This window comes from Streptomyces sp. NPDC042638 (genome assembly GCF_040647235.1).
GTDB lineage: Bacteria > Actinomycetota > Actinomycetes > Streptomycetales > Streptomycetaceae > Streptomyces > Streptomyces rameus.
On sequence record NZ_JBEZBT010000041.1, the window covers coordinates 43,866 to 66,219 of the forward strand.

The 22,354-nt window shown below is 74.0% G+C and carries 16 protein-coding genes; 10 read left to right on the forward strand and 6 right to left on the reverse strand.

What is annotated here, in order from left to right; all coding sequences use genetic code 11:
• Positions 1–22: 22 nt before the first annotated feature.
• Positions 23–442, reverse strand: coding sequence for a DUF4186 domain-containing protein (locus AB0B40_RS27495; protein WP_362266102.1), 420 nt, complete (start codon positions 440–442; stop codon positions 23–25).
• Between the two features lie 133 nt (positions 443–575).
• On the opposite strand from AB0B40_RS27495, the gene AB0B40_RS27500 reads away from it, so the two are divergent.
• A complete protein-coding gene (locus tag AB0B40_RS27500) occupies positions 576–1,166 on the forward strand; it encodes a hypothetical protein (protein WP_362266105.1) in 591 nt (196 codons plus the stop codon).
• A gap of 13 nt (positions 1,167–1,179) precedes the next feature.
• Here the strand turns inward: AB0B40_RS27500 and AB0B40_RS27505 are convergent, their stop codons facing one another.
• The 3 genes from AB0B40_RS27505 to AB0B40_RS27515 all read right to left on the reverse strand — a co-directional run bounded on the left by AB0B40_RS27505 (position 1,180) and on the right by AB0B40_RS27515 (position 5,098).
• Positions 1,180–2,280: a mechanosensitive ion channel domain-containing protein gene (locus AB0B40_RS27505; RefSeq protein ID WP_345053951.1), complete on the reverse strand. Its 1,101-nt coding sequence runs from the start codon at positions 2,278–2,280 to the stop codon at positions 1,180–1,182.
• Positions 2,281–2,467: 187 nt separating this feature from the next.
• Positions 2,468–4,006 carry an amino acid permease gene (locus tag AB0B40_RS27510; RefSeq protein ID WP_345053949.1) on the reverse strand — a complete coding sequence of 513 codons (1,539 nt, stop codon included), beginning with the start codon at positions 4,004–4,006 and terminating at the stop codon, positions 2,468–2,470.
• Positions 4,007–4,111: 105 nt separating this feature from the next.
• Entirely contained in the window at positions 4,112–5,098 is a 987-nt protein-coding gene (locus AB0B40_RS27515; protein ID WP_345053946.1) for a hypothetical protein, read from the reverse strand.
• A 255-nt stretch (positions 5,099–5,353) separates the two neighbouring features.
• Here AB0B40_RS27515 and AB0B40_RS27520 point away from each other — a divergent pair, with 255 nt between their 5' ends.
• From AB0B40_RS27520 to AB0B40_RS27530, 3 genes are read left to right on the forward strand one after another with little or no spacing between them, the layout of a single operon-like run.
• Entirely contained in the window at positions 5,354–6,784 is a 1,431-nt protein-coding gene (locus tag AB0B40_RS27520) for an FGGY family carbohydrate kinase (RefSeq protein WP_345053943.1), read from the forward strand.
• Positions 6,781–8,301: an FAD-dependent oxidoreductase gene (locus AB0B40_RS27525; RefSeq protein ID WP_362266108.1), complete on the forward strand. Its 1,521-nt coding sequence runs from the start codon at positions 6,781–6,783 to the stop codon at positions 8,299–8,301. The genes AB0B40_RS27520 and AB0B40_RS27525 overlap by 4 nt, the downstream gene beginning before the upstream one ends.
• Positions 8,298–9,530 carry an FAD-dependent oxidoreductase gene (locus AB0B40_RS27530; RefSeq protein ID WP_362266110.1) on the forward strand — a complete coding sequence of 411 codons (1,233 nt, stop codon included), beginning with the start codon at positions 8,298–8,300 and terminating at the stop codon, positions 9,528–9,530. Before AB0B40_RS27525 ends, AB0B40_RS27530 begins: the two co-directional genes overlap by 4 nt.
• A gap of 53 nt (positions 9,531–9,583) precedes the next feature.
• Here AB0B40_RS27530 and AB0B40_RS27535 read toward each other — a convergent pair whose 3' ends face one another.
• Both AB0B40_RS27535 and AB0B40_RS27540 read right to left on the reverse strand, forming a co-directional pair.
• Positions 9,584–10,348 carry a crotonase/enoyl-CoA hydratase family protein gene (locus AB0B40_RS27535; protein WP_345053935.1) on the reverse strand — a complete coding sequence of 255 codons (765 nt, stop codon included), beginning with the start codon at positions 10,346–10,348 and terminating at the stop codon, positions 9,584–9,586.
• 337 nt (positions 10,349–10,685) lie between these two features.
• Complete coding sequence (locus AB0B40_RS27540) at positions 10,686–11,756, reverse strand: lysylphosphatidylglycerol synthase transmembrane domain-containing protein (protein WP_362266112.1); 1,071 nt, start codon at positions 11,754–11,756, stop codon at positions 10,686–10,688.
• A 108-nt stretch (positions 11,757–11,864) separates the two neighbouring features.
• Between AB0B40_RS27540 and AB0B40_RS27545 the strand changes: the two genes are divergently transcribed.
• The 6 genes from AB0B40_RS27545 to AB0B40_RS27570 all read left to right on the forward strand — a co-directional run bounded on the left by AB0B40_RS27545 (position 11,865) and on the right by AB0B40_RS27570 (position 22,326).
• Positions 11,865–13,775, forward strand: coding sequence for an ABC transporter ATP-binding protein (locus AB0B40_RS27545; protein WP_345054104.1), 1,911 nt, complete (start codon positions 11,865–11,867; stop codon positions 13,773–13,775).
• A gap of 268 nt (positions 13,776–14,043) precedes the next feature.
• Complete coding sequence (locus AB0B40_RS27550; RefSeq protein ID WP_362266114.1) at positions 14,044–16,230, forward strand: RICIN domain-containing protein; 2,187 nt, start codon at positions 14,044–14,046, stop codon at positions 16,228–16,230.
• A gap of 95 nt (positions 16,231–16,325) precedes the next feature.
• Positions 16,326–16,865 carry a 2Fe-2S iron-sulfur cluster-binding protein gene (locus tag AB0B40_RS27555; protein ID WP_345053929.1) on the forward strand — a complete coding sequence of 180 codons (540 nt, stop codon included), beginning with the start codon at positions 16,326–16,328 and terminating at the stop codon, positions 16,863–16,865.
• Positions 16,862–17,857, forward strand: coding sequence for a xanthine dehydrogenase family protein subunit M (locus tag AB0B40_RS27560; RefSeq protein WP_345053927.1), 996 nt, complete (start codon positions 16,862–16,864; stop codon positions 17,855–17,857). The genes AB0B40_RS27555 and AB0B40_RS27560 overlap by 4 nt, the downstream gene beginning before the upstream one ends.
• A gap of 18 nt (positions 17,858–17,875) precedes the next feature.
• Positions 17,876–19,957, forward strand: coding sequence for a xanthine dehydrogenase family protein molybdopterin-binding subunit (locus AB0B40_RS27565; protein WP_362266116.1), 2,082 nt, complete (start codon positions 17,876–17,878; stop codon positions 19,955–19,957).
• Positions 19,958–19,959: 2 nt separating this feature from the next.
• Positions 19,960–22,326, forward strand: coding sequence for a glycosyl hydrolase family 65 protein (locus tag AB0B40_RS27570; protein WP_345054102.1), 2,367 nt, complete (start codon positions 19,960–19,962; stop codon positions 22,324–22,326).
• Positions 22,327–22,354: the final 28 nt, after the last annotated feature.

Below are 22,354 nucleotides of genomic sequence, written 5' to 3' on the forward strand. Positions count from 1 at the left end.
ACGTCTGCAACATTGCTCGACATCAAGATATCTCGTGACCGGGGTCGGCTCGACAGGGGTCCTGGCCGGAAAACTCCCCCTCCGCCGTCTCGCGCGCGATCCACCGGCAGATCACGTTCACCACGTACACGTGTTCGGCACGGGTCAGCTCGCGCCCCTTGGGGATGCCGTGCCAGCGCAGGAGGCAGCTGCGGCAGCAGGTGGCGGTCGCGTGCTGGGCCACGAACACCGGGTGGCCGCGGTACGGCGTCTGCTTGCCGTCCTTGTACGGCGCGGCCGGCGCCAGACGCTTGGCGATCAGGTCGTAGGCGTGCCAGCGCAGGGTCGCGGGACCTTTCAGCCGGGCGGTCGCCAGGTCCCGCCCGCGCAGATGGAACTTCGCCCGGAACGGCTGCCGGGCGATCGCGTCGAGCCGCTCGTCGAGGCCGGGGGAGACGTCCATGGTCCTTCGAGCATACGACCGCCCCCGCGGCCCCAGGCGCCGCCCCTGTCACCATCTGGGCGGAACTCCTGATATGTCGGCCCCCGGCGTGACACCTTGTAGCGGTCGGTGACAACGGAGGGGGACACGGCCCATGCCGAAGCATGCCGAGAGCGAGGAAGAGGCGGAACGCGATCTGCTGGAGTACTGCGAGTCGATCGGGTTCGACCCGGAGTGGATCAGCGCGGAGAAGTGGCAGTCGTCGGTCGGCATCGCCACGCGGAAGGAGTACGGCTTCGCCGAGGCGCACCGGACGATCGACAGCGACCGGGAGGAGATGGCCAAGGACTCGGCCCGTGCCGCCCGCCGCGCCGGACTCGACGGCGACCCCGCCGGACTGCTCGCCAAGGTGAAGAAGCACTACGCGCTCAAGGACACCCTGGTGCCGGGCATCCTCCAGCAGTGCGCGGACGCCTATGTGGGCGGCGAGCGCGTGAACCTCGGTCTCGGCGGCTCGCCGCTGGACCGCGACGCCTACGGGGAACTGCGCGACGAGTGGCGGCAGGCCGCCGCGCTCGCCGCGGGGGGAGTGTTCACCGAGTTCGTCAGCCACGCCCCGCAGGACAAGGCCGCGCTCGGCAAGGGGTCGGTGGGCGCCACCCTCGCCAAGCGGAAGGTCCAGGGCAACCTGCTCGTCAAGATCGGCGGAGTGCGCTTCAACATGCACATCGACATCGCCGACTGAGCGCGCGGCGGCCCTATTCGGCGACGGCGGACCCGGCGGGTTCGTCGTCGCCGCTGCGCTGCTGCGGGATCATCACCGGCCCCTGATGGCCCTGCTGGATGGCCACCGTGCGGGTGGGGGCCGGGATGCGGATGCCCTCCGCGCGGTAGCGGCGGTGCAGGCGCTTGATGAACTCGTGCTTGATCCGGTACTGGTCGCTGAACTCGCCCACGCCGAGGATCACCGTGAAGCCGATCCGGGAGTCGCCGAAGGTGTGGAACCGGACGGCGGGCTCGTGGTCGGGGAGCGCGCCGCTGACGTCCGCCATGACCTCCGCGACCACCTCCGCGGTCACCCGCTCGACGTGCTCCAGATCGGAGTCGTAGCTCACCCCCACCTGCACCAGGACGGTCAGTCGCTGCTCGGGGCGCGTGTAGTTGGTCATGTTGGCCTTGGCGAGCTGGCCGTTGGGGATGACCACCAGGTTGTTGGAGAGCTGCCGGACCGTCGTCTGGCGCCAGTTGATGTCCACGACATAGCCGTCCTCGCCGCTGCTCAGCCGGATGTAGTCGCCCGGCTGGACGGTCCTGGAGGCGAGGATGTGGATGCCCGCGAAGAGGTTGGCGAGCGTGTCCTGCAGGGCCAGGGCGACGGCCAGACCGCCGACCCCCAGGGCGGTGAGCAGCGGCGCTATGGAGATGCCCAGGGTCTGCAGAACGACCAGGAAACCGATCGCCAGGACCAGTACGCGGGTGATGTTGACGAAGATCGTCGCCGAGCCCGCCACCCCTGAGCGGGACTGGGTGACCGAGCGGACCAGGCCGGCGATCACCCGGGCCGCGGAGAACGTCACCACGATGATCAGCCAGACCTGGAGCACCTCGTTGACGTGATGCTGAACGGTACGGGTCAGCGGCAGCACGGCCGCTGCCGCCGCCGCGCCGCCCGCGATCGCCGCCCAGGGGACGACCGAGCGCAGGGCGTCCACGATGACGTCGTCGCCGCTCCAGCGGGTCCGCTTGGCGTGGCCCGCGAGCCAGCGCAGCAGGGTGCGCGACATGAAGGCGAGCACCAGGCCCGCCGCCAGGGCGATGCCGGCGAGGACGAGGTCGTCCAGGGTCAGCGCGCGGTTCACCGGTCACCTCCGGGGCGCGTCGCCGCCGCGGGAGGCCGGTTGTGAAGTCTCGTCACGTTGTCACCTGCTCGATGTCCGGGATGTGCGACCGCGCCGGCCCGGAACTCCGGTGACCGGCGCGCTCGTTCATCCTGCCGTATCCGGCACACCAGTTCGTACCGGGACCGGCGCTCTTCGGACGGCAGGCTCAGACGATGCCCTCCGCGAGGTCCGCCTGGTCGCGGTCGCTGCCGTACGCGGCGGTGGTGGGCGTGCCGTACGACCTGCGGGCGACGTACCACCAGACGCTGGCGAGGAGGAGCACCACGGCGAGGGCGACGGAGGCGTAGTTCATCGTGCTGACCGTGACCGGCGACGCCTGCGGCAGGCAGAACAGGACGGTCACGCACGCCACCCACACCACCGCGATCCAGCCGATCGGCTTGCTCCACCGGCCCAGCTGCCACGGCCCCGGCTGGAAGCGGTCGCCCGCGCGCAGCCGCAGGTACACGGGGATGGCGTAGGCCGGGGTGATGCCGATGACGTTGATGGCGGTCACCGCGTTGTACGCCGTAGCCGAGTACAGCGACGGCAGGGCGAGCACGCCGGCCACGACGACGGACAGCCAGACGGCGGCGACCGGGGTCTGGGTGCGGTCGCTGACCTTGCGCCACAGGTGGGAGCCGGGCAGCGCCCCGTCCCGGCTGAACGCGAACACCATCCGGCTGGCCGCGGCCACCTCGGCGTTCCCGCAGAACAGCTGGGCGATGATCACGACGAGCAGCAGTGCGCTGGCGCCGTCGGTGCCGAGGCCGTCGAGCAGGATCTGAGCGGGCGGCACCCCGGTGTCGGTGGTGCGGGTGGCGTCGTAGTCCTGGATGGCGAAGGTCAGACCGGCCAGCAGGGCGAAGCCGGCGAGCCAGGACACCCAGATGGCGCGGACGATGCCCCGGGACGCGGCCACGGAGGCGTGCGAGGTCTCCTCCGACAGGTGGGCCGATGCGTCGTAACCGGAGAAGGTGTACTGCGCGAGGAGCAGGCCGATCGCGGCCACGTACAGCGGGTTGTCCCAGCCGGTCTCGTTGACGAACTTCGTGAACACGAAGGACGGTGACTGGTGGTGGTCGGGGAAGATCGCCAGCGCGCCGACGATCAGCGCGACGCCCGCCAGGTGCCACCACACGCTGACCGAGTTGAGCACGCTGACGAGGCGCACACCGAACAGGTTCAGTGTCGCGTGCAGCAGCAGGATGACGCAGAAGATCAGCATGGTCTTGCCGGGCGTCGGCTCGAATCCCCACTGGAGATTGGCGAACGCGCCGGTGAACAGGGCGGCGCCGTAGTCGATGCCGGCGATCGCGCCGAGCAGGCCGAGCAGGTTCAGCCAGCCCGTGTACCAGCCCCAGCGCCGGCCGCCGAGCCGGTCGGCCATGTAGTACAGCGCGCCGGAGGTCGGATAGGCGCTGGTGACCTCGGCGAGCGCCAGGCCGACGCACAGCACGAACAGGCCGACACCCGCCCAGCCCCACAGCATCACGGCGGGCCCGCCGGTGTTCAGGCCGAAGCCGTACAGGGTCATGCAGCCGGACAGGATCGAGATCACCGAGAAGCTGATCGCGAAGTTGCCGAAGCCGCCCATGCGGCGGGCCAGGACCGGCCGGTAGCCGAGTTCGCGCAGGCGCTGCTCCTCGTCCTGCTGCGGCAGGCCGGGGGAGGGGGCGGGCGAGGGATCGGGGGTGGGGGACACGCAAAGACCTCCGGATTTCAACAGGTGTCGAACGGGGACGTTCTGGGGTGGTGCGGAGGAGCGTTCAGGGCCGGAACGGCGGCCCCGGGCTGGTGTCCGGCGCGTTCAGGGGCGGGAGCCGTCCGCGGCGGCCCGGCAGCGGTCCCGGGCCTGGACGAAGACCTCCACGGCACGGTCCCGGTCCCGGGTGCGGTACATCCAGGGCGGGGGTGTGAAGTAGGGGCCGATCGCCCCGAACACCCGGTCCGCCTCGGGGAACTGCAGGGAGCCCCACAGCGCGTGGGCCAGGTGGTTGAGGTCCGGCAGCGCGCGCTCGGCGGGCTGGGACCGCTCGAACCAGGCGTGCAGCGCGTGCCGCGCCTCGCGGGCCGCTTCCTCCACCACCCAGTGCAGGTCCAGCGCCGCGTCGTGTCCGCTGTCCCGGCGGTAGCGCTCGACGCGCACGTACAGCGGCAGCAGGTGCAGCGCGGAACCGGGCGGGGCCTGGCCGGCGGCCCACTGGGCGTACCCGGCGGCCTCCGCGAGCCGGCCCGAACCGCCGCGCGCGTACAGGAACTGCAGCATCCGGTGGTGTGCCTCGCGGTTGAACGGGTCGCGTCTGCCGGCCTCGGCCAGCAGGCCCCAGGGCCCCGGCGGCAGCATCGGTTCCGGCGCGGCGGTCCGGTGCTCCTCCCAGCGCTGCTCCGGATCGAGCTGGGACAGGGCCAGCAGGCACACCCAGGGCACGGGATCCCGCGGTGCGGCCACCGTGGCCGACTGGGCGATGTCCCATGCCTCGATCCACAACTGATGGGTGCGGCGGTGCTGTTCCCGCCGGGCCCGCAGTGCCCGCTCCACGCCGACCCGGGCGTGCATGACCGCCGCGTGGACGCTGTCCGGCTCCTCGGTGAGCCAGGCCCGGACCACGTCGGTGCCGGCCGCCGCTGCCGCCAGGACCTGGGTCCGCTGGGTCCACTGCCACCACTGGGTGGTGTCCGCGAGCAGGGTGCGCATGGCCATCCAGCGGCCGGTGCGCAGGTCCTGCAGCGCGGTGCGCAGCGCGTGGTCCCAGCCGGCGGGATCGTAGGAGGGGCGGGCTCCGTCTCTGGCCATCAGCCGCCGGCCCCCGGCCACTGGCGCACGGGCGAGGCGGCGGGGTGACGTTGCAACAGCCCTCCCCTGGGCGGTGACGAAAAAAGGTCTTCGTGTGGTCGGCGGTCACTATAGAGGTGGAGGTACCGACGTACCATTGTTGCCAAGTCAACTATTTAGTATGGCAAGTTGACCGGGTCCGGACAGCTTGACGCAGGGCCCGGTGCGGCGGCAGGCTGGCGCGGTGATCTTCAGGTCCGGAGCGGAGGGTGCGCGATGACGGGGCCGGTGCTCGCCGTCGACCAGGGCACGTCCGGCACCAAGGCGCTCGTGGTCTGCCCGGAGCGCGGTGTCCTCGGTACCGGATTCGCCGAGGTCCGGCCCAGGTACCTGCCGAACGGCCTGGCCGAGGTCGACCCGGCCCGGCTGTACGACTCGGTGGTGGACGCCGGCCGCCGGGCGCTCGCCGAGGCCGGCGAGGACGTCGTCGCGCTCGGCCTCGCCAACCAGGGCGAGACCGTCCTCGCCTGGGACCCGGCCACCGGCCGCCCGCTCACCGACGCCCTCGTGTGGCAGGACCGGCGGGCCGCGTCCGTCTGCACCGAACTGGCCGACCACGCCGAAGAGTTGCGGCACCTGACCGGACTGCCCCTCGACCCGTACTTCGCCGCGCCCAAAATGGCCTGGATCCGCCGCCACCTCACCCGGGAAGGCGTCGTCACCACCTCCGACGCCTGGCTGGTCCACCGCCTCACCGGCGCCTACGTCACCGACGCGGCCACCGCCGGCCGCACCCAGCTGCTGGACCTGGACCGTGTCGAGTGGTCCCCGCGCGCCCTGGACCTCTTCGGCCTCGCAGGCGAACGCCTGCCCGAGGTCACCGACGCGGCCCGGCCGGTGGGGACGACCACGGCGTTCGGCCCGGAGATCCCGCTCACCGGACTGATCGTCGACCAGCAGGCCGCCCTGCTCGCCCAGCGCGTCACCGGCCCCGGCACCGCCAAGTGCACCTACGGAACCGGCGCGTTCCTGCTCGCGCACACCGGCGACCGCCCCCGGCGCGGCGGCTCCGGCCTGGTCAGCTGCGTCGCCTGGCGGCTCGACGGGCACACCGGCTACTGCCTGGACGGCCAGGTCTACACGGCCGCCTCCGCCGTCCGCTGGCTCACCGACCTCGGCGTCATCTCCTCCGCCGCCGACCTCGACCCGGTCGGCGGTGCGGTCCCGGACAGCGGCGGGGTCACCTTCGTACCCGCCCTCGCCGGACTCGCCGCCCCCTGGTGGCGCGGCGATCTGCGCGGCTCCCTCACCGGACTCGGCCTCGACACCACCCCCGGGCACCTGGTCCGCGCCCTGTGCGAAGGCCTCGCCGCCCAGGTCGCCGAACTCGCCGAGGCCGCCGCCCACGACCTGGGCGCGCCGCTGGACACCCTCCGCGTCGACGGCGGGCTCACCCGCTCCGCGCTGCTCATGCAGACCCAGGCGGACCTGCTGCAACGTCCCGTCGAGGTGTCCGCCCTGCCCGACGCCACCGCACTCGGCGCCGCCGCCCTCGCCCGCCTCGGCGCCGAGCCCGGCCTGAGCACCGAAGCGGCCCTGCCCGACTGGAAACCCGCCGCCGTGTACGAGCCCCGCATCCCGGCCGACCGGGCCGCCGAACGCCGCGCGCGCTTCCGCACCGCCGTCGCGGCCCTCCTCGGCCCGTGACCGTCACCGCGGAGGGCCCGCTGCCGTCGGCCTTGTACGACGTGGCGATCGTCGGCGCCGGCGTGGTCGGCTGTGCCATCGCCCGCGAACTCGCCCGCCACCCCCGGCTGCGCGTCGCCCTCGTCGAGGCCCAGGACGACGTCGGCCAGGGCACCTCCAAGGCCAACACCGCGATCCTGCACACCGGCTTCGACGCGACCCCCGGCACCCTGGAGGCCCGGCTGGTCCGCGAGGGCTACGAGCGGCTCGGCGCCTACGCGGCCGAGACCGGCATCCCCGTCGAACGGGTCGGTGCCCTGCTGGTCGCCTGGGACGAGGAGCAGCTCGCCGCGCTGCCCCGGCTCGCCGAGAAGGCCGAGCGCAACGCGTACCGCGACACCGTCCTGCTGGGCCCCGGCGAGCTGTACGGCCGTGAGCCGCACCTCGGACCCGGCGCGCTCGGCGCCCTGCACGTCCCCGGGGAGAGCATCATCTGCCCCTGGACGACGACCCTGGCCTACGCCACCCAGGCCGTGCGCGCCGGAGCCGACCTGCACCTGAACACCGCCGTGCGGGCGGTGGAGCGGACGGCGGACGGTCACCGGCTGTCCACCGGCCGGGGCGCCCTGCGCGCCCGCCACCTGGTCAACGCGGCCGGACTGCACGCCGACACCCTCGACCGCGCGCTCGGCCACGAGGACTTCACCGTCACCCCGCGCCGCGGCCAGCTCCTCGTGCACGACAAGTTCGCCCGCCCCCTCGTCCGGCACATCCTGCTGCCCGTGCCGACCGCCCTCGGCAAGGGCGTCCTGGTCGCTCCCACCGTCTACGGCAACGTCCTGCTGGGTCCCACCGCCGAGGACCTCGACGACAGGCGGGCCACCGGATCCACCGCCGACGGACTGGCCGCGCTGCGCGACAAGGGCGGCCGCATCCTGCCCGCCCTGCTCGACGAGGAGGTCACCGCCGTCTACGCCGGGCTGCGCGCGGCCACCGAACACGAGGACTACCGCATCACCGCGCACCCGGAGCAGGCGTACGTCACCGTCGGCGGCATCCGCTCCACCGGCCTGACCGCTTCCCTGGCCATCGCCGCCCACGTCACCGGCCTGCTGGCCGGCACCGGGCTCGACCTCGGCCCGGTACGGGAGCCGGAGCCGCTCACCATGCCCAACCTCGGCGAGGCGTTCCCGCGCCCCTACCAGCGGCCCGACCTCATCGCCGCCGACCCCGAGTACGGCACCCTCGTCTGCCACTGCGAGCGCGTCTCCCGCGGGGAGATCCGCGACGCCCTCGCCGGCACGATCCCGCCCCGCACCCTCGAGGGCCTGCGCCGCCGCACCCGGGCCCGGGCCGGCCGCTGCCAGGGCTTCTACTGCGGGGCGGCGGTACGGGAACTGTTCGAACGGGGGCTGCGCGAACAGGTCCTGCCCCAAGGGGAGTTGCCCGGACAGGTGTCGCCCGAACGGGATCCCTCCGGAGCGCGGCGGCGCGAGCGGCCGTCGCCGGAGGGTGAGCAGGAAGGAAGCCCGGCATGACGGTTCCCCGCCGCGTCGACGTCCTCGTCGTCGGCGCCGGTCCGGCCGGGCTCGCCGCCGCCGCGCGACTGGCCGCCGCCGGCGCCGGGCGGGTCGAGGTGCTGGAACGGGAGACACAGCCCGGCGGAGTGCCCCGGCACTGCGCCCACGGCGGCTTCGGCACCTGGACGCGTCCGCTCACCGGCCCCGGATACGCCCGCCTGCTCACGGCGGCCGCCGAGCGGGCCGGTGCCACCCTCCGCACCGGGGTGACGGCACTGGACTGGGCGACGGCGGGCCCCGTGCTCACCGCCGTCGGCCCCGGCGGCCCCGAGACCATCGAGGCACGAGCGGTCGTCCTCGCCACCGGCGCCCGCGAACGCCCGCGCACCGCCCGGCTGGTGCCCGGCACCCGCCCGGCCGGCGTCCTCACCACCGGCGAACTCCAGCAGGCGGTCCACCTGTTCGGGCAGCACATCGGCACCCGCGCGGTCGTGGCCGGCGCCGAGGACGTCTCCTACGCGGCGGCCGACACCCTGCGCGCGGCCGGCGCCGAGGTCGTCTGCCTGGTGACGGAACACCCACGCGCCCAGACCGGCCGGGCCCGCGCCCGGGCGGCCCGGCTGCACCACGGCATCCCGCTGCTGACCGACACCACCGTCACCGAACTCCTCGGCCACGGACGGCTGTCCGGCGTCCGCGTCCGGCACCGGGACGGCCGTACGGCCGTACTGCCCTGCGACACCGTGGTGTTCACCGGTGACTTCGTCCCGGACCACGAACTGGCCCGGCGCGGCGGCCTCGTCCTCGACCCCGGCACCCGCGGCCCCGCCGTCACCGGCTCCACACACACCTCCCGCCCCGGTGTGTTCGCCGCCGGAAACCTCCTGCACGCCGTGGAGCCCGCCGGTACCGCGGCCCGCGAGGGCGCCCGGGCGGGCCGCGACGTGCTCGCCTTCCTGGCGGGCACCCCCTGGCCGGATCCGGGCGTACCCCTCCTCGTGTCACCGCCGCTGCGCTGGGTCGCCCCGAACCGCGTCACCCCGGCCGTCCGCCCCGCCCGCTACCTCCTGCGCACCGGCGTCCCGCTGCCCCGCCCCGTCCTGTACGTCCGCCAGGACGGCCGCCTCCTGCACCGCGAGCGGATCGGCGCCGGTACCGCCCTGCCGAACCGCACCCTGGCCCTCACCGCACGCTGGCACGACCGTGTCGACCCCGAGGGCGGGGAGGTGCGGGTGAGCACCGACTGAGCGGACCCGGTGCCGGGTGCCCGGTCAGCCGCCGGGTGCCGGAGGGCCGGTGCTCACCGGTCGGCGAACGACCCGTGCCGTCCGGCGCCGGACGCGAACCGGGCCACCCCCTCCGCGCTCGCCGCCAGCACCCCCATGCCGTACCGGAGTTCGCCGCGCAGGGCCGTCTGCTCGTCCGCGCCCTCCTGGTCGAGGACCGAGGCCCGGTCGCCGCGCAGGCAGGACTGCGGGAAACGGGCGACGGCCGCCGCGAGCGCCTCCGCCTCGGCGCGGGCGGTGCCGGCCGGCACCACCCGGTCGGCGAGCCCCATCGCGTGCGCCTCGCGGGCCGGCACCGGGCGGCCGGTGAGGATCATGTCCAGTGCCCGGCCGGTGCCGATCAGCCGGGGCAGCCGGACCGTGCCGCCGTCGATCAGCGGCACGCCCCAGCGGCGGCAGAACACCCCGAACACCGCGTCCTCCTCCGCGACCCGCAGATCGCACCACAGGGCGAGTTCCAGGCCACCCGCCACCGCGTGACCGGCCACCGCCGCGATCACCGGCTTGGACAGCCGCATCCGGGTCGGCCCCATCGGCCCGTCCCCGTCCTCCGCCACCCGGTTGCCGCGTTCCGTACCGATCGCCTTCAGGTCCGCGCCCGCGCAGAAGGTGCCGCCCTCGCCCCACAGGACCGCCACCCGGGCGTCGTCGTCCGCCTCGAACGCCCGGAAGGCGGCGGCGAGTTCGGCGGCCGTCGGCCCGTCCACCGCGTTGCGCGCCTCCGGCCGGGACAGGACGACCGTGGTGACGTGCTCCTGCCGCTCGATGCGCACCGGCATACGGCAACCTCCTTCTACGGGACCACTGCCCGGGCTGGGACGGTGACTTGCCGGTAGCTTCGCAGCAGCGGGGCCGGTCCGGACAGGCCCGAGAGGACGGTCGCGCCGTCGTGCGGGCCGTCGCGCCGGTCGGTCGTGCGGGCCGTCGCATGGCTCGTGCGGGCCGTTGCATTGCTCGTGCGGGCCGTCGCATTGCTCGTGCGGGCCGTATCGCGCCGGCGTGCACACAGGCCGCCGCGCCGGCACCGGCGCCGGCACCCGCGCGCGTCCGCGGGGTGAGACCCCCGGGCGTACCGCCGTACCCTACGGCCGGACCCCGGCGAGAGGGCGGCCCGCGTCAGATGACCTTCAGCCGTACCAGCGCGCCCAACGTCAGCGCCCCGGGCACCAGCGGCACCCACACCGTGATGACGCGGTAGGCCAGCACCACCGCCGTCGCCACCGCGGCCGGGCCGCCGACCGCGACCAGGGCCACGATCAGTGCCGCCTCGACGGAGCCGAGCCCGCCCGGAGTGGGCACCAGGGCCACCGCGACCGTCGCGGCGAGATAGGCGAGCGCCATGTGGGCGGCCGGTACCGGCAGGCGGAGCGCCTGGCCGACGGCGGCGAGCCCGGCCGCCTGGAGCGCCGGAAAGGCCAGCGAGCCGCCCCACAGGGCGAGGGCACGGGCGGGGCGGGTGTGTACCGACCGCGCCTCGCCGAGCGCGTCCCGCACGAACGAGGTCACGCGCGTGCGCAACGGCCGTACGAGCACCAGCACGGCCACCGCGACGGCCGACAGGCAGGCCACGCCCAGCAGCAGCCGGAGCGCCGAGCCGTCCGGCAGCAGGGAGCCGAGCCGCAGCGCGTCCGGGAAGGCGATGAGCAGCGCGGCCAGCAGACCCAGCCGGCCCACGCTCTCCGCCAGCAGGTACAGGGCGAGCGCGGCCGAGGACCGGGCCGGCGGCACCCCGCACACGCTCATGAAGCGCAGGTTCACCGCGCCGGCGCCGAGCCCGGTGGGCAGCAGGTGGTTGGCGGAGGCCGCGGCGAACTGGGTGGCCAGCAGCCGGCCCTTCGGCAGCGGCTGGACCACCGCACCCTGCCGGGTGACCGCGGCGGCCACCCAGGTCAGGCAGGTGGCACCGGCCGCGGCCAGCAGCCACGGCCAGGAGGCGGTGCGCAGCTGGCCGACGCCCTCGGTCAGCATCGAGCGGTGCCGTACGGCGGCCACGGCGACGAGCGCGAGGGGAACCAGACACAGCAGTCGCCGGACGGGGACGCGACGGGGAGGGCGCCGGGGGAATCGTCCCCGGAACAGCGGGGGAGACGGGGGGAGCGGGACGGCAGTCACATCCGCAGAGGTTCTCCGCACCGTCCCAACGGCGGGTGGCGGAATCGCGGACAGCGGCTTACAGGGTGAGGTCATCGGGGCCTTCGAGCCGGGGGACACCGGTGCGGACGACGAAGCGGCGGGTGAAATCGCGCGGGCATTGACCTCAACGAAGCTCGAGGTTCTAGGTTCTCCGGTATGAGCATGGAGACCACAGCCTGGACGCAGCTGCACAGCGTGATGAACGCGCAGTCCGAGCGTCGCCCCTTCGCCCGCGCCACGCTGCGCCGTATCGCCGCCTTCGCCCGCCCGCACCGCGCGGGCATCGCCCGCTTCGTCCTGCTCGGGGTGGTGACCGCGCTGCTCGCGGTCGCGACCCCCGTGCTCGCCGGCCGCGTCGTCGACGCGATCGTGGCGGGGCACGACTCCGGCACGGTGGTCCGGCTGTCCCTGCTCATCGCGGTCGTGGCGCTCGCGGAGGCGGGGCTCGGCATCCTCGGGCGGCGCCTGTCGTCGACGCTCGGGGAGGGACTCATCCTCGACCTCAGAACGGCTGTGTTCGATCATGTGCAGCGCATGCCTGTCGCGTTCTTCACACGTACGCGTACGGGCGCACTGGTCAGCCGTCTCAACAACGACGTGATCGGTGCCCAGCGGGCCTTCGCCAACACCCTCTCCGGGGTCGTCAGCAACCTGGTGACCCTGCTGCTGACGCTCGCGGTGATGCTCACGCTGTCCTGGCAGATCACCCTGCTCGCGCTGGTGCTGCTGCCCGTGTTCGTGCTGCCCGCCCGCCGCATGGGCAGCCGGATGGCCGGCATGCAGCGGGAGGCGGCGGCGCTGAACGCGGCCATGGGCACCCGGATGACGGAGCGGTTCTCCGCCCCCGGTGCCACCCTGGTCAAGCTCTTCGGCCGCCCGGAGGAGGAGTCCGCCCAGTTCGCGGCGCGCGCCGCCCAGGTCCGGGACATCGGGGTGCGGACCGCGACCGCCCAGTCCGTCTTCATCACCTCCCTCACCCTGGTCTCCGCCCTCGCCCTGGCCCTCGTCTACGGCCTCGGCGGCTGGTTCGCGCTGCGCGGCTCCCTGGAGCCCGGCGCGGTGGTCTCGCTCGCCCTGCTGCTGACCCGCCTGTACGCCCCGCTGACCGCGCTCGCCGGGGCCCGGGTCGAGGTGATGAGCGCGATCGTCAGCTTCGAGCGGGTCTTCGAGGTGCTCGACCTCAAGCCGCTCATCGCACAGAAGCCGGACGCCCGGGAGGTCCCCGAGGGGCCGGTGGCCGTCGAGTTCGACAACGTCCGCTTCGCCTACCCCGCCGCCGACCAGGTCTCCCTCGCCTCGCTGGAGGAGGTGGCCGCCCTGGACACGCGCGGTGGCACCGAGGTTCTGCACGGCATCTCGTTCCGCGCCGAACCCGGGCAGACCGTCGCCCTCGTCGGCTCCTCCGGCGCCGGCAAGTCGACCATCGCCCAGCTCCTGCCGCGTCTGTACGACGTCGGCGCGGGCGCGGTCCGCGTCGGCGGGGTCGACGTCCGCGACGTGACCGCCGCCTCCCTGCGGGCCACCCTCGGCATGGTCACCCAGGACGGCCACCTCTTCCACGACACCGTCCGCGCCAACCTGCTGCTCGCCCGCCCGGAGGCGGGCGACGACGAGCTGTGGGACGTCCTCGGCCGCGCCCGCCTCGCCGACGTCGTACGGTCCCTGCCCGACGGCCTGGACACGGTCGTCGGCGAGCGCGGCTACCGGCTCTCCGGCGGCGAACGCCAGCGCATGACCATCGCCCGGCTGCTGCTGGCCCGCCAGCGCGTGGTCATCCTGGACGAGGCCACCGCCCACCTGGACAACACCTCCGAGGCGGCCGTCCAGGAGGCGCTCACCGAGGCCCTGGAGGGCCGCACCGCCGTGGTCATCGCCCACCGTCTGTCCACGGTCCGGGCCGCCGACCAGATCCTGGTCGTGGAGTCCGGCCGCATCGTGGAACGCGGCACCCACGAGGAACTGCTGGCCACGGCCGGCCGCTACGCGGAGCTGTACCGGACGCAGTTCGCCCAACGGGACGACACGGCACACGGGCCGACACCGGCGGACGCGGGGGTACCGACGGCCGGCTGACGCCCCGACCGGGACGCCGGTGCCTCAGGCGGGGGCGGGTGGTGGGTGGTGGGTGGTGGGTGGTGGCCGTACGGGGGTGCGGGTGCCCGGCCGTCGTTCATCGGGGCGCTGTCTCCCGAGTCGTCCCGTTTCCGGCTCCGCAACTTGACGCCGGTGGTCCGTACCTTTAGCTTCACGCCTTAAACAAAGCCTCACGGGGCGCCAACGGCCGCTGGTCCCAAGGCCGTCGGGCCCACACCACCCCCCACTCGAAAGGCCACCCGCGCTCATGGCCAGACCTCTCCCCGCGGCGGGTTCGCTCGCCGCCCTGTCCCTTGCCGCCGGGCTGCTCACGGCAGCCCCCGCGCCCGCAGCCACCACCATCACCGCCGCCGCCCTGCCCACGGGTTTCGCCACCGTCGTCGACGCCGCGAGCGGCAAGTGCCTGGACGCCCGGGCGGCCGGCACCGCCAACGGCACCGTCGTCCAGCAGTACGCGTGCAACGGCAGCACGGCCCAGCAGTGGAGCTTCGCCGACGCCGGAGGCGGATACGTCCGCATCGGCAACCGCAACGACACCAACCAGGTCGTGGACGTCGCCGACGTCTCCACCGCGGACAACGCACCGGTCCACCTCTGGAGCTACGGCGGCGGCGCCAACCAGCAGTGGCTGCCCGTCGACGACGGCGGCGGCGCCTACCACTTCGTGAACCGGGGCAGCGGCAAGTGTCTGGACGACCCCGGCGCCTCGACGGCAGACAGCGTGCAGTTCGTGCAGTACACCTGCAACGGCACCGCCGCCCAGCGCTTCCAGGTGACTTCCGTGTCCCAGAACTCCGACGACCCCGATCTCGGCCCCAACGTGGCCCTGTTCGACCCGTCGATGTCCTCCGCCGCCATCCAGAGCAGGCTGGACTCGATCTTCCAGCAGCAGGAGACCAACCAGTTCGGCTCGCAGCGCTACGCCGTGCTGTTCAAGCCCGGCACCTACAACGCCGACGTCAACGTCGGCTTCTACACCCAGGTCCTCGGTCTCGGCCTCACCCCGGACGCCGTCAACGTCAACGGCGCGGTGCACGCCGAGGCCGACTGGTTCCAGGGCAACGCCACCCAGAACTTCTGGCGCGGCGCCGAGAACCTGTCGGTCACCCCGGCGAACGGCGGCGACCGCTGGGCGGTCTCGCAGGCGGCGGCGTACCGCCGGATGCACCTGCGCGGCAACCTCGCCCTCGACGACGGCGGCTGGTCCTCCGGCGGCTATCTCGCCGACAGCAAGATCGACGGACAGGTCAACTCCGGCAGCCAGCAGCAGTGGCTGACCCGCAACTCCCAGCTGGGCAGCTGGACCGGATCGAACTGGAACATGGTCTTCGTGGGCAGCCAGGGCGTCCCCGGCACCAGCTTCCCCAACCCGCCGTACACCACGGTCGCGCAGAGCCCGGTCACCCGGGAGAAGCCGTTCCTGTACGTCGACGGCTCCGGCCAGTACCAGGTGTTCGTGCCGTCCACGCGCACCGCCTCCACCGGCACCAGCTGGGCGAACGGCAGCCCCGCCGGCTCCTCGCTGCCGCTGAGCCGGTTCTACGTCGTCAAGCCCGGCGCCACCGCCGCCGCGATCAACTCCGCGCTCGCCGCCGGGCAGAACCTGCTGGTGACACCCGGCGTCTACCACCTCGACCAGACCCTGCGGGTGACCCGCCCGGACACGGTCGTCCTCGGCCTGGGACTCGCCACCTTCGTCCCGGACAACGGCGTCACCGCGATGTCCGTCGCCGACGTCGACGGCGTCAAGATAGCGGGCCTGCTCTTCGACGCCGGCACCACCAGCTCGAAGACCCTCGTCGAGGTCGGGCCGGCCGGCTCCAGCGCCTCCCACGCGGCCGACCCGACCTCCCTGCACGACGTGTACTTCCGCGTCGGCGGCGCCGGCGTCGGCAAGGCGGCCACCAGCCTCGTCGTCAACAGCGACAACGTCATCGGCGACCACATGTGGATCTGGCGCGCCGACCACGGCAGCGGCGTCGGCTGGACCAGCAACACCGCCGACACCGGCCTGGTCGTCAACGGCGACGACGTGACCATGTACGGGCTGTTCGTCGAGCACTTCCAGAAGTACCAGACCGTCTGGAACGGCAACGGCGGCCGCACCTACTTCTTCCAGAACGAGATGCCGTACGACCCGCCGAACCAGGCCGCCTGGATGAACGGCTCCACGCAGGGCTACGCGGCCTACAAGGTCGCCGACTCCGTCACCAGCCACCAGGCGTACGGCCTGGGCAGCTACTGCTACTTCAACGTCAACCCGGGCGTGACGGCCGCCCACGCCATCGAGGCACCGAACAACGCGAACGTGCGCTTCACGAGCATGGTGACCGTCTCCCTCGGCGGCACCGGCACCATCAGTCACGTCGTCAACAGCACCGGAGGCCCGTCCAACGCCGGCAGCAACGTCGCCAACCTGAAGAGCTACCCCTGATCCGGACACAAGGGCCCGCGGACGTGTGAGCCGGGCGTGACCTGGATACGCGGAACGGACGGCAGCACCGTCCGTCCGGAAGGTCATCCCCCGCCATGACCAGCGCACACCAGCCCGGCCACCAGTCCGAGGTCACCCTCCGGGTCAACGGCAAACCCCACACCCTGCGCGTCGACCACCGGCGCGTCCTGCTCGACCTGCTCCGCGAGGAGCTGGACCTCACCGGGTCCAAGAAGGGCTGCGACCACGGCCAGTGCGGTGCCTGCACCGTACTGGTCGACGGTCGCCGGATGAACAGCTGTCTGCTGCTCGCGGTCACCCTCGACGGCAGCGACATCACCACGGTCGAGGGCCTGGGCGGCGACGGCGAGGACCCGCACCCCCTCCAGCGGGCCTTCCTGGACCGCGACGCCTTCCAGTGCGGCTACTGCACCCCGGGCCAGCTCTGCTCCGCCATCGGCATGCTCGCCGAGGCCGCGGCCGGCCACCCCTCCCACGTCACCGACCCGGCAGCCCCCTCCGGCCGGCCCGTCCCGCTGGACCGGACCGAGATCCGCGAGCGGATGAGCGGCAACCTGTGCCGCTGCGGCGCCTATCCCCGCATCGTCGAGGCGATCGAGGACGTGATCCCGTGAACGGCTTCGGATACCTCAGGCCGGACAGCGTCCAGGAGGCCGTCGAGGCGCACGCCGCCCACCCCGGCGCCCGCTACCTCGCCGGCGGCACCAACCTGGTCGACCTGCTGAAACTCGGCGTGGAGCGGCCCGGCGTCCTCATCGACGTCGGGCGCCTGCCACTGGACACCGTCCAGGAGCTGCCCGACGGCGCCCTGCGCGTCGGCGCCACCGTCCGCAACAGCGACCTCGCCGCCGACCCGCGCGTCCGCGACCGCTACCCGGCCCTCTCCCAGTCGCTCCTGGCGGGCGCCTCCGGCCAGCTGCGCAACGCCGCCACCACCGGCGGCAACCTGCTCCAGCGCACCCGCTGTCCCTACTTCCAGGACCTGGACAAACCCTGCAACAAACGAGAGCCCGGCAGCGGCTGCGGTGCCCGCGACGGCGTCCACCGCGACCACGCCGTCCTCGGCCACTCCCCGCACTGCATCGCCACCCACCCGTCCGACATGGCCGTCGCCCTGGCCGCGCTGGACGCCCAGGTCGAGCTGTACGGCACCGACGGCACCCGGCGTCTTCCGGTGGCCGACTTCTACCGGCTGCCCGGCGAGCACCCCGAGCGGGACACCTGGATCCGCCCCGGCGAACTGATCACCGGCGTCCTGCTCCCGGCCGCCACGGCCGGCGCCCCCTCCGCCTACCGCAAGGCCCGAGACCGGGCGTCGTACGCCTTCGCCCTCGCTTCCGTCGCCGTCGTCCTGCGCGTCGCGGACGGGGTCGTCGACCAGGTGGGCGTCGCCTTCGGCGGGCTCGCCCACCGCCCCTGGCGGGCCCGGCACACCGAGCTGGCCCTGCTCGGCGCCCCCGCCGGCCCCGCCGCCTTCGAAGGGGCCGTCGCGCTCGAACTCGCGCACGCCGAGGCCCTGCGGGACAACGCCTACAAGGTGCCCCTCGCCCGCAACCTCGCACTGGACGTCCTGAACCGCCTCGCCCCCGCCCCCGCAACGGCCTGAGCCGCCACAGGAGGACCCATGACCGGCACGACCGGCACCGCCCTGGGCGCCCCCGCCGAGCGCCGGGAAGGGCGCCAGAAGGTCACCGGCGCCGCCCGCTACGCCGCCGAGTACGCCCTGCCCGGCCGCGCGCACGCCTGGCCCGTGCCCGCCGCGGTCGCGCGCGGCCGCGTCACCGGCGTCGACACCTCGGCCGCCCTCGCCCTGCCCGGCGTCCTCGCCGTCCTCACCCCCGGTGCCGCCGCCCAGCTGGCCGAACCCGAGGACGGCATGCTCGCCGTGCTCAGGGGCCCGGCCGTGCCGCACCGCGGCTGGTGCGTCGCCCTGGCCGTCGCCGAGACGCCGGAGGCCGCCCGCGCCGCCGCCCGGGCCGTCCGGGTCACCTACGAGACCCAGGCCCACGACAACCGCCCCGTCGAGGGTCACCCGGACGGCTACGTGCCGCAGGAGGTCAACGGCGAGCCGGGCCGGGCGGAGTACGGCGACCCGGAGGGCGCCCTCGCCGCGGCCGAGGCCCGGGTCGACGTCACCTACCGGGTGCCGCCGCTGCACAACCACCCGATGGAGCCGCACGCGACCACGGCCCACTGGGACGGGGACCGGCTCACCGTGTACACCTCCAGCCAGGGCGGTACCACCGTGCGGTCCGTGCTCGCCCAGCTGTTCCGGCTGCCCGAGGAGCGGATCACCGTCGTCGCCGAGCACGTCGGCGGCGGTTTCGGTGCCAAGGGCACCCCGCGCCCCGACGTCGTCCTCGCCGCGCTCGCCGCCCGGCACACCGGCCGGCCCGTCACCCTCGCCTACCCCCGCCGCAACCTGCCCACCACGGTCGGCCACCGCGCCCCCACCGTGCAGCGGCTGCGGCTCGGCGCACACCCGGACGGCCGGCTCACCGCCCTGCTGCACGAGGTGACCACCCACACCTCCCGCGTGACGGAGTTCGTGGAACACGCCGGGGCGGTCTCCCGCGTCATGTACGCCACCCCCAACCTGCGCAGCTCCCACCGGGTGGTCCCGCTGGACGTGCCCGTCGCGTCCTGGATGCGCGCCCCCGGTGAGGCCCCCGGCATGTACGCCCTGGAGTCCGCCATGGACGAACTCGCCGACGCCCTCGGCATGGACCCGGTGGGACTGCGCGTCCGCAACGAACCGGAGCGGGAGCCGTTCAGCGGCAAGCCGTTCAGCAGCCGGCACGTCGTGGAGTGCCTGCGCGAGGGGGCCCGCCGCTTCGGCTGGGCCGGCCGCGACCCGCGCCCCGGCCTGCGGCGCGAGGGGCCGCTGCGCATCGGCACCGGCATGGCCGCCGCCACCTACCCCGTACAGGTCGCCCCGTCCGCCGCGAGCGCCGAGGCCCGCCCCGACGGCACCTTCGTCGTCCGGGTCAACGCGGCCGACATCGGCACCGGAGCCCGTACCGTCCTCGCCCAGATCGCCGCGGACGCCCTCGGCGTGCCCCTGGACCGGGTGCGCACCGAGGTCGGCCACAGCGACCTGCCGCCCGCCCCCCTGGCCGGGGGCTCCTGCGGCACCGCCTCGTGGGGCTGGGCCGTGCACAAGGCGTGCGCCCGGCTCGCCGCCCACCCCGAGGAGGGCCCGACCGTCCGCGCGGACACCACCGGCGAGGCCGACGCGGACAGCCCCTACGCCCGGCACGCGTTCGGCGCCCACTTCGCCGAGGTCGCCGTCGACACGGTCACCGGCGAGATCCGGGTCCGCCGGCTGCTCGGCGTCTTCGCCGCCGGCCGGATGCTCAACGCCCGCACCGCACGCTCGCAGTTCACCGGTGCCCAGATCATGGGAATGGGCATGGCCCTCACCGAGAGCAGCACCCTGGACCCCGCGTTCGGCGACTTCCCCGAGGCCGACCTCGCCTCCTACCACGTGCCCGTCCACGCCGACGTCCCGGACATCGAGGCCGACTGGATCGACGAGGACGACCCCCACCTCAACCCCATGGGCAGCAAGGGCATCGGAGAGATCGGCATCGTCGGCACCGCCGCCGCGCTCGGCAACGCCGTCCACCACGCCACCGGCATCCGCTTCCGCGAACTCCCCCTCACCCCCGACCGGATCCTCACCGGCCTGCTGTCCGGGGGGTGACGGTGCCCGGACCCAGCTGGGAGTACGACGGATACCGGCCCGCGGAGGAACGCCTGCGGGAGTCCCTGTGCACCCTGGGCAACGGCTACTTCGCCACCCGCGGCGCGCTGCCCGAGTGCACCGCGGACGACGTCCACTACCCCGGCACCTACGCGGCCGGCTGCTACGACCGGCTCACCTCCGAGGTCGCCGGGTGCCGGGTCGAGAACGAGGACATGGTGAACCTCCCGAACTGGCTGCCCCTGCGGTTCCGGCCCGCGGACGGGAACTGGCTCGCCCCGGACACCGCCGCCGTCACCGAGCACCACCAGGTCCTCCACCTCGGCCCCGGCCTGCTGGAGCGCCGCTCCCGCTACGCGCTCGGCGACGGCACCCTCCAGGTCCGGCAGCTGCGTCTGGTCCACCTCGGCGACCCCCATCTCGCCGCCCTGCGCACCGAGTTCACCGCCGCCGGGAAACCCGTCGAGCTGGACGTGGAGGCCGCGCTCGACGGCAGCGTCACCAACGCCCAGGTGGCCCGCTACCGGGAGCTGGACGGCCGCCACCTCACCCACGTCCACGTCGGCACCTCCGTGCCCGGCACGGTGTGGCTGCGCTGCCGTACCCGCACCTCCGACATCCGCTTCGGCCTGGCCGGCCGGCTGACCGCCCGGGCGCCGGTCACGCACGCCAACGAGGCCCACCGCGCCGTGCAGCGGGTGCGCCTGCGCCTGTCGCCCGGCGACACCGCCACCGTGGACAAGACCGTCGCCCTGCACACCTCGCACGACCCGGCCATCAGCGACCCGCTGCGCGCGGCCGTGGACCGGGTCGCCGCCGCGCCGGAGTTCGACGCACTGCTGGAATCGCACCGCGTGGCCTGGGAGCAGCTGTGGCGGCGCACCGAGCTGGACGTGCCCGGCGAGGCGGGCAGCATCCTGCGCCTGCACCTGTTCCACGTGCTGCAGACACTCTCGCCGCACACCGCCGACCTGGACGTCGGCGTGCCCGCCCGCGGACTGCACGGCGAGGCGTACCGGGGCCATGTCTTCTGGGACGAGCTGTTCGTCCTGCCCTACCTCAACCTGCACCTGCCCGAGGTCTCCCGGGCGCTGCTCCGCTACCGCCACCGCCGGCTGGACACCGCCTGCCACGCGGCCCACGGCATCGGCCGGCGCGGCGCCCTCTACCCGTGGCAGAGCGGCAGCGACGGCCGCGAGGAGACCCAGCGGCTGCACCTCAACCCGCGCTCCGGCCACTGGCTGCCGGACCACTCCCGGCTCCAGCACCACGTCGGCTCGGCGGTGGCCTACAACGTCTGGCAGTACTGCGAGGCGACCGGCGACACCGACTTCCGGCACGGCGAGGGCGCCGAGATGCTCCTCCAGGTCGCCCGCTTCTGGGCGGACTCGGCGACCTGGGACGACCGCCTCGGCCGGTACCGGATCCTGGGTGTGGTCGGTCCCGACGAGTACCACGACGCCTACCCCGGCGCGGACCGGCCCGGCGTGGACGACAACGCGTACACCAACGTCACCGCCGCCTGGGTGCTCGGCCGCGCCCTGGAGCTGCTGGACGGGCTGCCCGAGCCGCGCCGCCGCGAACTCACCGAGCACACCGGTCTGGGCGACGACGAGCCCGCCCGCTGGGAGGAGGTCTCCCGCGGGCTGCACGTCCCCTTCCACGACGGGGTGATCAGCCAGTTCGACGGCTACGGCGACCTCGCCGAGCTGGACTGGGACGACTACCGCGAGCGGTACGGCGACATCCGGCGCCTGGACCGGATCCTGGAGGCGGAGGGCGACACCGTCAACCGCTACAAGGCGTCCAAACAGGCCGACGTCCTGATGCTCGGCTACCTCTTCTCGCCGCCCGAACTCCGGTCGCTGCTGCAGCGTCTGGGCCACCCGCTGGACGAACACACCTGGTCCGCGACCGTCGACCACTACCTGCACCGCACCAGCCACGGCTCCACCCTCAGCGGCCTGGTGCACGGCTGGATCCTGACCCGCGCCCGCCGCGCCGCCGCGTGGAGCTTCGTCCAGGAGGCCCTGCGCGGCGACATCGCCGACCTGCAGGGCGGCACCACCGGTGAGGGCATCCACCTCGGCGCGATGGCCGGCACGCTCGACCTCGTCCAGCGCGGGCTGACCGGCCTGGAGACCCGTGGCGGCGCCCTGCGCCTCGACCCGGTCCCGCTGCCCGAGCTGTCCTCCTACGGCTTCGCCATCCGCTACCACGGCCACTGGGGCGTCCGGCTGCGCCTGCGCAGCGGCCTGCTGGAGATCGCCGTACCGGACTCCGACCGCTCGCCCATCGACATCCGTCTGCGGGACCGGGCGGTGCCCGTGGGGTCGGGGGAGACGGCCCGGCTGGTGCTGCCGGACTGAGACGTTCGGTCGTATACACGTTCGGCGT

Bases quoted from the DNA above. Each gene is read 5' to 3' on its own strand.
- AB0B40_RS27515 (WP_345053946.1), bottom strand. From the start codon at position 5,098: ATGGCCAGAGACGGAGCCCGCCCCTCCTACGATCCCGCCGGCTGGGAC.
- AB0B40_RS27530 (WP_362266110.1), top strand. From the start codon at position 8,298: ATGACGGTTCCCCGCCGCGTCGACGTCCTCGTCGTCGGCGCCGGTCCG.
- AB0B40_RS27535 (WP_345053935.1), bottom strand. From the start codon at position 10,348: ATGCCGGTGCGCATCGAGCGGCAGGAGCACGTCACCACGGTCGTCCTG.
- AB0B40_RS27545 (WP_345054104.1), top strand. From the start codon at position 11,865: ATGGAGACCACAGCCTGGACGCAGCTGCACAGCGTGATGAACGCGCAG.
- AB0B40_RS27565 (WP_362266116.1), top strand. From the start codon at position 17,876: ATGACCGGCACGACCGGCACCGCCCTGGGCGCCCCCGCCGAGCGCCGG.
- AB0B40_RS27500 (WP_362266105.1), top strand. From the start codon at position 576: ATGCCGAAGCATGCCGAGAGCGAGGAAGAGGCGGAACGCGATCTGCTG.
- AB0B40_RS27495 (WP_362266102.1), bottom strand. From the start codon at position 442: ATGGACGTCTCCCCCGGCCTCGACGAGCGGCTCGACGCGATCGCCCGG.
- AB0B40_RS27520 (WP_345053943.1), top strand. From the start codon at position 5,354: ATGACGGGGCCGGTGCTCGCCGTCGACCAGGGCACGTCCGGCACCAAG.
- AB0B40_RS27555 (WP_345053929.1), top strand. From the start codon at position 16,326: ATGACCAGCGCACACCAGCCCGGCCACCAGTCCGAGGTCACCCTCCGG.
- AB0B40_RS27550 (WP_362266114.1), top strand. From the start codon at position 14,044: ATGGCCAGACCTCTCCCCGCGGCGGGTTCGCTCGCCGCCCTGTCCCTT.
- AB0B40_RS27540 (WP_362266112.1), bottom strand. From the start codon at position 11,756: ATGACCTCACCCTGTAAGCCGCTGTCCGCGATTCCGCCACCCGCCGTT.